The sequence below is a fragment of the Moraxella sp. E33BD genome (assembly GCF_041807865.1).
Taxonomy (GTDB): Bacteria; Pseudomonadota; Gammaproteobacteria; order Pseudomonadales; family Moraxellaceae; genus Moraxella; species Moraxella haemolytica.
Genome location: NZ_JBGTZD010000014.1, coordinates 40,140 through 50,094, shown reverse-complemented (window position 1 = coordinate 50,094; position 9,955 = coordinate 40,140). Strand labels below are relative to the sequence as shown.

The 9,955-nt window shown below is 45.1% G+C and carries 9 protein-coding genes; 3 read left to right on the top strand and 6 right to left on the bottom strand.

Translation table 11 applies throughout. The annotated features are described in order from the left end of the window. Positions 1 to 201 precede the first annotated feature (201 nt). From dnaK to ACERC6_RS09145, 5 genes are all read right to left on the bottom strand, one after another. A complete protein-coding gene (gene dnaK, locus ACERC6_RS09165; protein WP_373628775.1) occupies positions 202 to 2,121 on the bottom strand; it encodes a molecular chaperone DnaK in 1,920 nt (639 codons plus the stop codon). A 257-nt stretch (positions 2,122 to 2,378) separates the two neighbouring features. Further along, on the bottom strand, positions 2,379 to 2,948 hold the full coding sequence (gene grpE, locus ACERC6_RS09160; RefSeq protein ID WP_373628805.1) for a nucleotide exchange factor GrpE: 570 nt from the start codon (positions 2,946 to 2,948) through the stop codon (positions 2,379 to 2,381). Between the two features lie 197 nt (positions 2,949 to 3,145). Further along, on the bottom strand, positions 3,146 to 3,952 hold the full coding sequence (locus ACERC6_RS09155; protein WP_373628776.1) for a uroporphyrinogen-III synthase: 807 nt from the start codon (positions 3,950 to 3,952) through the stop codon (positions 3,146 to 3,148). After that, positions 3,942 to 4,922 (bottom strand): hydroxymethylbilane synthase, encoded by a 981-nt coding sequence (hemC, locus tag ACERC6_RS09150; protein WP_373628777.1) that lies wholly within the window; start codon positions 4,920 to 4,922, stop codon positions 3,942 to 3,944. Before hemC ends, ACERC6_RS09155 begins: the two co-directional genes overlap by 11 nt. A gap of 158 nt (positions 4,923 to 5,080) precedes the next feature. Beyond that, on the bottom strand, positions 5,081 to 5,878 hold the full coding sequence (locus tag ACERC6_RS09145) for a LytR/AlgR family response regulator transcription factor (protein ID WP_373628778.1): 798 nt from the start codon (positions 5,876 to 5,878) through the stop codon (positions 5,081 to 5,083). Positions 5,879 to 6,022: 144 nt separating this feature from the next. Between ACERC6_RS09145 and argH the strand changes: the two genes are divergently transcribed. The 3 genes from argH (at position 6,023) to ACERC6_RS09130 (ending at position 8,372) form a co-directional block, all read left to right on the top strand. After that, positions 6,023 to 7,408 carry an argininosuccinate lyase gene (gene argH, locus ACERC6_RS09140; RefSeq protein ID WP_373628779.1) on the top strand — a complete coding sequence of 462 codons (1,386 nt, stop codon included), beginning with the start codon at positions 6,023 to 6,025 and terminating at the stop codon, positions 7,406 to 7,408. 187 nt (positions 7,409 to 7,595) lie between these two features. Further along, a complete protein-coding gene (locus ACERC6_RS09135) occupies positions 7,596 to 7,889 on the top strand; it encodes an oxidative damage protection protein (RefSeq protein WP_373628780.1) in 294 nt (97 codons plus the stop codon). Continuing rightward, entirely contained in the window at positions 7,890 to 8,372 is a 483-nt protein-coding gene (locus ACERC6_RS09130) for an acyl-CoA thioesterase (RefSeq protein WP_373628781.1), read from the top strand. It abuts the gene before it with no gap. Between the two features lie 76 nt (positions 8,373 to 8,448). Here ACERC6_RS09130 and mpl read toward each other — a convergent pair whose 3' ends face one another. After that, on the bottom strand, positions 8,449 to 9,828 hold the full coding sequence (mpl, locus tag ACERC6_RS09125; protein WP_373628782.1) for a UDP-N-acetylmuramate:L-alanyl-gamma-D-glutamyl-meso-diaminopimelate ligase: 1,380 nt from the start codon (positions 9,826 to 9,828) through the stop codon (positions 8,449 to 8,451). Between the last annotated feature and the right edge of the window lie 127 nt (positions 9,829 to 9,955).

The following is a 9,955-nucleotide window of genomic DNA, read 5'->3' as shown; positions in this document are numbered from 1 at the left end:
CAGTTTGTTTGTAGCTGTGTCTGCCCTGATAATATGCTATTGCAGACAACTTAAAGTTGGTTGTGTATTTTGCCATAGAAAAGCACCCCAAAGGTTAGAGTGTCTAACTTTTGGGGTGCGGTTCAAAATCCATATCGCCACACGAAAAAACACCGCCCAATCAAATTGAGCGGTGTTTCGTTTTTGCCTAACGACTAAAGATTATTTATCATCTTTAACTTCGGTAAACTCAGCATCTACCACGCCGTCATCAGCAGGTTTGGCTTGTTGCTGTGCTTGACCTGCGTCCGCACCTGCACCGCCTTGCTCTTGGCTATAAATCTTCGTGCCGATTGGCAAGAATGCGTTATCAAGGGCTTCTAGCTTGGCTTTGATTGCGTCCACATCATCTTCTTTGGTTGCAATTTCTAGCTCGCTGATTGCTGTTTCTACCGCTTGTTTTTCTTCATCGGTGGCTTTATCGCCATTTTCTTTTAGGGCTTTTTGCACCGCACTGATGCGACCATCTGCTTCATTGCGTGCATCTGCAAGCTCGGCAAATTTCTTGTCCGCTTCAGCATTGGCTTCAGCATCACGCACCATTTGTTCAATCTCTTCATCCGTCAAACCGCTGTCGGCTTTGATTTGGATAGATTGTGATTTGCCAGTGCCTTTGTCTTTGGCTGAGATATTCATAATACCATCGGCGTTGATGTCAAAGGTAACTTCAATCTGTGGCACGCCACGGGGTGCTGGCGGAATATCGGTTAGGTCAAAGTTGCCCAACAGTTTGTTTTGGTTGGCAATTTTACGCTCGCCTTGATACACCTGAATGCTTACCGCTGGTTGGTTGTCGGCAGCGGTTGAGAACACTTGTGATTTTTTGGTAGGAATCATTGTGTTTTTCTCAATGATGGCTGTCATCACACCGCCCATGGTCTCAATACCCAATGTTAGTGGTGTAACATCAAGTAGCAAGACATCTTTTTTGTCGCCAGAGAGTACCGCACCTTGAATGGCAGCACCGATAGCCACCGCTTCGTCAGGGTTAATGTCTTTACGAGGCTCTTTGCCAAAAAATTCTTGTACTTTTTGTTGAACCAATGGCATACGGCTTTGACCACCAACCAAGATGACATCATCAATGTCGCTCGCTGATAGACCTGCGTCTTCTAGGGCAATCTTGCAAGGAGCGATGGTGCGAGCCACAAGCTCTTCGGTTAGGGCTTCTAGTTTGGCACGGCTGATGGTGACTACCAAGTGCTTAGGACCTGTGGCATCGGCGGTGATATAAGGTAAGTTCACTTCGGTAGAAGTTGAGCTTGACAGTTCAATTTTGGCTTTTTCGGCAGCTTCTTTTAGGCGTTGCATGGCTAGCGGATCGCCTTTTAGATTGACATTTTGTTCTTTTTTGAACTCTTCTACAAGGTAGTCAATCAAGGCAATGTCAAAGTCCTCACCACCTAAGAAGGTGTCGCCATTAGTCGCTAAAACCTCAAACTGTTGCTCGCCATCTACATCGGCAATCTCAATGATAGACACATCAAATGTACCACCACCTAAGTCATAGACAGTAATCGTGCGGTCTCCGCCTTTTTTGTCAAGACCGAAAGCAAGAGCAGCAGCGGTTGGCTCGTTGATGATTCGTTTAACATCAAGTCCTGCAATTCGTCCTGCATCTTTGGTGGCTTGACGCTGAGCGTCGTTAAAATAAGCAGGCACAGTCACCACCGCTTCGGTTACACTCTCGCCAAGATAGTCTTCGGCAGTCTTTTTCATTTTTTTCAAGACTTCGGCAGAGATTTGTGGTGGAGCTTGTTTTTTACCATTGACCTCTACCCACGCATCGCCGTTGTCGGCTTTAACGATTTTGTAAGGTACAAGACCGATGTCTTTTTGTACTGCTTGTTCGTCATAACGACGACCGATTAGGCGTTTTACGGCAAATAGAGTGTTTTGTGGGTTGGTAACTGCTTGGCGTTTGGCAGATTGACCAACCAGTGTTTCACCGTCTTTAAATGCAACGATAGATGGTGTGGTTCTAGCACCTTCTGCATTTTCAATGACTTTTACATTACCATTTTCTAGAACGGCCACACAAGAGTTGGTAGTACCTAAGTCAATACCGATGACTTTACTCATGATTCTTCTCCGATTTGTTAGTTGATTTTGGCAGTGAATGAGTTTTGCCAAATTTGTCTTATATATTTGTGTCAAATTTTTATTTTCAAGAGAAAAATTGACAAATTTTTCAAAAATTTTTATAAAAATTTTGTTTTAAGCCATTGAAATTTAAAACAAAATCCATAAAAGAAACACCATTTATGGTTGGCTGTAGCAATCAGTACTCAATATAAGATAAGCTCAGCCTGATGCAATGGCGAGTATCTACAGCGGAATTATGCTCCCACCAGTACCATTGCAGGTCTTAATGTGCGTTCATTTAAGGTGTAGCCTTTTTGTAGCACTTGCCCAATGGTGTCTTTGTCTGCATCAGGGAAGATGCCTACCGCTTCGTGTAAGTCGGGGTTGAAAGTCTCACCAACTTCACCTACTGCTACCACGCCATTTTTCTCAAGGACGCTAAGCAAAGATTTATGAGTGAGCTTTAGACCTTCTAGTACGCTCTCATCGGCACCTGATTTTTCGCTTGCTTCAAGTCCACGCTCTAGGTTATCTACGACATCAAGTAGCTCTTTGGCGAATTTTTGTAGGGCAAATTTTTTGGCCTTATCGGTTTCTTGCTCCATACGGCGTTGGGCATTGTAGGATTCGGCATTGGCACGAGCGGCGGCTTCTTTAGCTTCTTTGACTTCGTTTTCTAGTGTCTCAATGGTTGCGGTCAGTTTGGCAAGCTCGTCTGTCTCGTTTGATTCTGGCTTTTCTTGGTTGTCATTTAAGATTGGGCCTTGGGTTTGTTCTTGTTCGTTCATGGCGTCCTCCGATTGGGTTAAATTTTTCTTATTGATAAAGGTTGTGGTGTAAAATTTCAAGCCGTATTGGTTAAATTATTCTAAAATGACGCAGGGTTTTTTGTTTGTAGTTGTTGCTTAAAAAGATGATTTTTAAGCAAAGCAGACCGACTCACCACTTGTGGCGGTATTTATGGTGCAAAACTTGTAAGGATAGTTGGTTGATATCAGATGGGCTTGTGCTTGGTTTGTTTTTAAGATGATAAAACACTTTTGTGAATATCTGCAATAACCTTTTTAAGATGATTGCTGCTCAATTCATCAATCAGATGTACGCAGGTGGTAGGGCTGGCGGATTTGACAATGTCAAATAGTCGTACGCCAAGCGTCAGATAATGGATGTTGTTGGCAAAAGGACTGTCTAAGTTTTGCCAATGCTCAAATGCCATTTGACTGGCGATGAGCATAAAAATGGGTATATTGTGGGTGTTGGCATAAGCCAGTTGTGGGGCGATGGCGTGATAATTTTGTGCCAAATCATGGGGAGCGACTCGTTCATACCACGCCATTGCATCCACTTGTACGCCCCTGCCTGCCAGTGTGTCGTGCAATAGCCTGCGACCACCGACCCCACGCCAGATGAGTATTTTATCCCCTGCCTGCAATTTATCAATTACTGGCATTGCTAGCATACCTTCGTTGTTGGCGATGGTGGGGAGAGCGACAGATAAGCCAAAGTCATACAATGCCTTAGCGGTCGCCTTGCCTACAGCGATGGTGGGTGTGGCAATAAGTTTGGGCAAATCATCTGCGTGCTGATGCCCTAGCGTCCTTAGATGACTGATGGCACGCTTGGCAGCCTCAGCACTGGTAACGACTAAGGCTTGATAGACCCCATTCATCAGGGCATCAAGCATAGCTTGTTCTTGAGCGTTTGGCGATAAGTCGTTAATGGCAAGCAAGGGTAGGTTGACCATTTGCACGCAACCATCACCAAGCTGATTTAACTCATGGCTTCGATGGATGGGGCGAGTGTTGATGAATAATGGTTTATTTACCATAGACTTCTTTTAAGATGGCGTCTGCACCTTGGCAAAGCAGGTCTTTGGCAAGACTTTCACCCAACCTTTCAGCGGTAAGCTCATCATCACTACTGTGAGTAAGGGTGATACAACCTTCGCTTTTTAGGAGAGTTTTGCCATCAATACTACCCACACGCCCTCGTAGCGTTAGGGTGTCGCCAGAGATGGTGGCAAAGCCTGCAATCGGTACTTGACAGCCTCCTTCAAGGGTGCGATTCATGGCACGCTCGGCAAGAACGCACAGGCGAGTTGATGGGTGGTTTAGTACGCTAAGTAATTGTAAAATCATCTCATCATCAGATCGACATTCAATCGCTAATGCTCCTTGACCGACCGCAGGCAGGCTTAGGCTGTCGTCTAACTCATGGCGGATGCGTTCGTGCAGTTCTAATCGCTCAAGCCCACTGGTGGCTAGGATAATGGCATCGTATTCGCCGGCATCAAGTTTGGCTAAGCGAGTGCCAACATTACCACGCAGGGATTTGATGTTGAGATGCGGATAGGCGTGAGCAATTTGACATTCACGGCGTAGGCTTGATGTGCCTAAAACTGCCCCATTGGGTAAGTCGTCCAAGCACTCATATGTATTTGACACGAAGGCATCTGTCGGCGTGTGTCGTTCGAGATAAGCTCCTAAAGTCAGCCCTTCTGGTAGCACCATTGGTACATCTTTTAGTGAATGCACAGCGATGTCGGCACGCTTTTCGTATAGAGCGGTCTCTAGTTCTTTGACAAACAGACCCTTACCACCGATTTTGGCAAGCGGAGTGTCTAGGATTTTATCACCCTTAGTTACCATTTCTAGTAGCTCAACCTTCATGGTTGGATAGAGTGTCTCTAGGGTGGTTTTGACAAAATGAGCTTGCCATAGTGCCAGTGGCGATTGGCGAGTGGCGATAGTTAGGGTGTCTGGAATGGTTATTTCTGGATTAGTTATTGAAGTGTTCATATTGAGTCGCTGTTCTTTGGGCGGTCTGATATTTGAAAGATTAAAGTTTAAAAACTGTTAATATTTAACCATAATAATCGCATTTGGGCAAATGGCTTTTGGTGGCTTGGTGTGGGTTTGGAGCCTGCCCATCAGTTTTTGATTAAATCATGGTGATGTCATGGTGGCACATTGGTTGTTTGTTGGGAGTTTATCAAGTCTGACAATCTTAATCTTAGCTTGGGCAGGCAGCGTCTGGAGATGGCAAATGGCTCATCAAGGGGGTAGAGCAATAGCCAGTGTTTATCTTGCGGTTTGTCGCCGTCATGATTATTGTCATGGCGACTGTTATTGTATGACTTGTGACCATTGGCAGAGCTGATTTGCTGAATGTGGCGAATGCCAACTAGGGTGTGCCGATGAATACGAATCAAATCGTTAGAATAAGTGGTCTCAAGTGATTTTAGGGTTTTGTCAGTGAGTGTGATGCCGTGTCTGTGGTGTATTTTGGTGTATTTTTGTTCGGCTTGGCAATACCAAATATCATCAATCAAAATGCGTTCATTGCCACGATGGCTCCGAATAATGATGGCAGATTGTTGGGGTGGAATCTGAGCTAAAGTTGGTCTTTGTGCATGGCTGATGAGTGATGCAAGTGGTGGCATCTGGGTATCATCATAGCGAGTAAAACCACCAATGCCAAGCTCTAACACCCCATCACAGGGCTGTGCCACTTGGCTTAGGATAATAAGAGTAGGCTGAGTGCTGTGGCGGTACAGAACACTTAATTGTTGCACAAAAGATAAGACATCAACGCTATCAATGTCTAGCAGAATAATGACTGGCTGATGTAGCTTGCAGGCTTTGACGGCACCTGTTACGGTGCTAGCTGTGATGAGTGTGTGAGCGTCATCGCTTGCTAATTGGCGTGCATGGCGAATGAGTGGGGCGTGTGTGCTGATGAGCAGAAGAATCATGGGTGGTTAAGGCGGATAAATTGGGGCTATCATAGCATTTTTGTATGAATTTTCCCATATTCGTGCCGATATTTGTATGTGGGCTGTGCTATAATTTATCATTGACCAATTCTATTATCCATCAATAAATGATAAGGCAATACCATGACTAATAACACTTCTAGTATGTGGGGCGGACGCTTTAGCGAGGCTACTGATAAATTTGTGGCAGAATTTACCGCTTCTGTGAGTTTTGACAAACGCATGGCACATCAGGACATACAAGGCTCTATTGCTCATGCTACCATGTTGGGGCAATGTGGTATCATCACTAAGGATGAAAGTCGTCAAATTGTGGAGGGTTTGACCCAAATTCAAGGCGAAATTGAGCGTGGTGAGTTTAAATGGCGTGTGGAGCTAGAGGATGTTCACATGAATGTGGAGAGTCGTCTGACCGCCTTGATTGGTGATGTTGGCAAAAAGCTACATACAGGTCGTAGCCGAAACGACCAAGTGGCGACAGACATTCGTCTATATCTGCGTGATGAAACTGATAAGATTGTCGGTTTGATTGGCAAATTGCAACATGGATTGCTTGATTTGGCAAGTCGCCACACCCATACCATCATGCCTGGTTTCACTCATCTACAAACTGCCCAACCTGTCAGTTTTGCTCATCATGTCATGGCGTGGTTTGAAATGCTTAGTCGTGATAGCGAGCGATTTGTTGAAACTCGCAAACGCATCAATCAAATGCCATTAGGCTCAGCAGCTTTAGCGGGAACGACTTATCCGATTGACCGCACATTGACCGCACAGTTGCTAGGTTTTGAGGGGATTTGTGAGAACTCGCTAGATGCGGTTTCTGATCGTGATTTTGCCATTGAATTTACTGCCAACGCCAGTATCTTGATGATGCACCTATCTCGCATGAGTGAAGAGTTGATTTTGTGGATGTCGGCACAGTTTGGTTTTATTCATATTCCTGACCGCTTTTGCACTGGCTCATCCATCATGCCCCAAAAGAAAAACCCCGATGTACCAGAGCTTGTGCGTGGCAAGACCGCCCGTGTATTCGGACAGCTCACCACCTTGCTTACGCTCATGAAAAATCAGCCCCTAGCGTACAACAAAGATAACCAAGAAGATAAAGAGCCTTTGTTTGACTGTGTGGATACACTGACAGATTCGCTCATCGCCTTTGCTGATATGTTGCCAAATATTACGCCAAACGAACAAAATATGCGTACCGCCACAATGAAAGGCTATGCCATAGCGACTGACTTGGCGGATTATCTCGTCAAAAAAGGCTTGCCGTTTCGTGATGCTCATGAAGTGGTCGGCTCGGCGGTGGCGTTGGGTGTATCAAAAGGCGTGGACTTAAGTGAGCTTAGCCTTGATGAATTAAAAGGTTTTAGTCCGCTTATCGGCGATGATGTCTTTGATTGCTTGACTTTAGAGGGTTCACTAAACGCCCGTAATCATATCGGCGGCACTGCCCCAGAGCAGGTGTTACAGGCGATTGAGCGTGGCAAGAATAAAATTAGATGATTAACTCATCAAAAATCACAGTTTGTATGAACACTGCTTGGTTATAAGGTTTTGATGCGTATTTGGGTATCAAAACTGGATTGTTAGGCTTTGTCATCTTGTTTGATTTGTATGTTGATGGGCGTTGTGCTGTTTTGCCAAAATATTTACATTTGTTATAATGCGGTTTTATCACTTGGAGAATGTCATGGAAATCTTTAACCCTAAAGCCAACCTTGTTATGTGTCGTAAATACAAGCAGGAGTTGCCTAAATTATCTGCTCCACCATTCCCCAATACCAAAGGTGAGGAAATCCAAAACACCGTTTCAAAAAAAGCATGGGATGAATGGATTGAGTTACAGACCATGCTCATCAATGAAAAGCACCTAAGTATGGTGAATAAAGATGCCAAAAAATATCTTGCTGAACAACGAGAGTTGTTTTTGGATAATGGTGATTATGAACGCCCAGCAGGTTTTAAACCAAAGGCGGATGTTTAAATGATTGAGGCTCAAGGAATTTTCAAGCCGATATTGACAGGCGATGACCGCCCATCAGAGTTGGCGGACTACCCTAGCGTACATGTACAGCCTGTGGCTTGGGGGGAGATGGATGGCTTTCATCATCTCAATAATGTGGCATTTTACCGTTATGCTGAATCGGCACGCATTAGCTATCTGCGGGCGGCAGGCATGGTACAAACACGCACCGACATCATGACCATTTTGGCGGCAAGCAGTTGCCAATACAAACGCCCTGTTACCTATCCTGACACACTGCTTATCGGTGTGCGTACCAAAAGTTTGGGTAATACAAGCATTGTTTTTGAAAAGGTGTTTTATAGTATTGCTCAATCTGCCATTGTAGCGACAGCTGAGTCGGTGATGGTTAAGGCAGATAGTGATGGTAAAAAAATGGCATGGGGTGATGATGAGCGTGCGATTTTTGAGCAGTTTGAAGGTCGAGCATTGTTAGCGTCCTAAATGTTATCGTAGTTCATAAAAAATCCGAATGTTTCGTTGGGCATTCGGATTTTTAGATGGCTTTATCAAAGGTGGATTATTTGTGTAGTGCATCAAGCAATCTGGTATGAATGCTCTCAAAGCCACCATTGGACATGATGATAATGACATCGCCTGATTTGGCGTGCTTGACCAGATGGTTGATGATGGCATCGGTACTGGTTAGTACTAATTGATTGGGTGTGTTGCCGATGGCTTGGGTCAGTCCCCAAGTCAAATTCTCAGGCTCATACCATAGCACATGGTCAGCAAGCAAGGCAGAAGGAGCAAGTTGCTCACGGTGGCTACCAAGCTTCATGGTGTTACTTCGTGGCTCAATGACTGCCCAGATGGTGCGACCGTTTAGCTTTTTCTTGGCACCGTCTAGAGTGGTGGTGATGGCGGTAGGGTGGTGGGCGAAATCGTCATAGACTTGAATGCCATTTATCTCACCAATCAGCTCCATGCGGCGTTTTATGCCACCGAAGTTTGATAATGCTTCACACGCCTTGCTCACACTGACGCCGACATGATGGGCTGCAGCGATGGCAACTAAGGCATTATGGACATTGTGTGTGCCACTCATATTCCAACTGACCGTGCCATTATCATCGCCGTGTTTCACATGGAACAGCGAGCCGTCTTCTTTTATTAGGCTGGCTTGCCAATCTGAATCGCCATCAATACTGGTTCGCCATACAGGTGTCCACACGCCCATGTTAAGCGTCTCTTCTAGGCTGTTGGTATTGGCAGGCATGATGATTTGCCCTGTTGCTGGAATCATGCGAATCATGTGATGAAACTGAGTCTGAATCGCCTTTAAATCAGGGAAAATGTCAGCATGATCGTATTCTAAGTTGTTTAAAATCGCAGTTGTTGGACGGTAATGCACGAATTTGGAGCGTTTGTCAAAAAATGCAGAGTCGTATTCGTCCGCTTCAATGACAAAGTAATCTTTGCCAAGATGTGAACTGTGAGCAAAGGCGGATTTTAGTCGCTCATCATCAGTATTGACAAGTGGCACGCCGCCGATTAAAAAGCCTGTGTCAATCCCTGCGTACTGCAAAATCCAAGACAGCATGGTCGTGGTTGTGGTCTTGCCGTGCGTGCCTGCCACTGCTAGAACATGGCGATGTTGTAAGACATGCTCGCAAAGAAACTGCGGACCTGAAGTGTATGGCAGATGATGGCTTAGCATATATTCAACCGCTTCCATGCCACGCTTGCAGACATTGCCCACCACGACCAAATCAGGGCTAAGATTAAGATGGGCGGCATCATAACCTTCTAAAATCTCAATGCCAGCTTGCTCAAGCTGTGTACTCATGGGCGGATAAATGGCAGTGTCTGAGCCTGTAACGGTATGTCCAAGACTACGAGCAATCAGAGCAAGAGACCCCATGAAAGTCCCACAGATACCCAAAAAATGAATGTGCATGATGATGCCTTATAGCAATGTTGGTAATTTGGCAAATTATAACAAATTTTTTATCAAGGGCGGTTTTTTTATTTGTTAAATGGTGTTGGCGTGCATGGCGTTTGTGATTTTGATGATGATTTGTTTG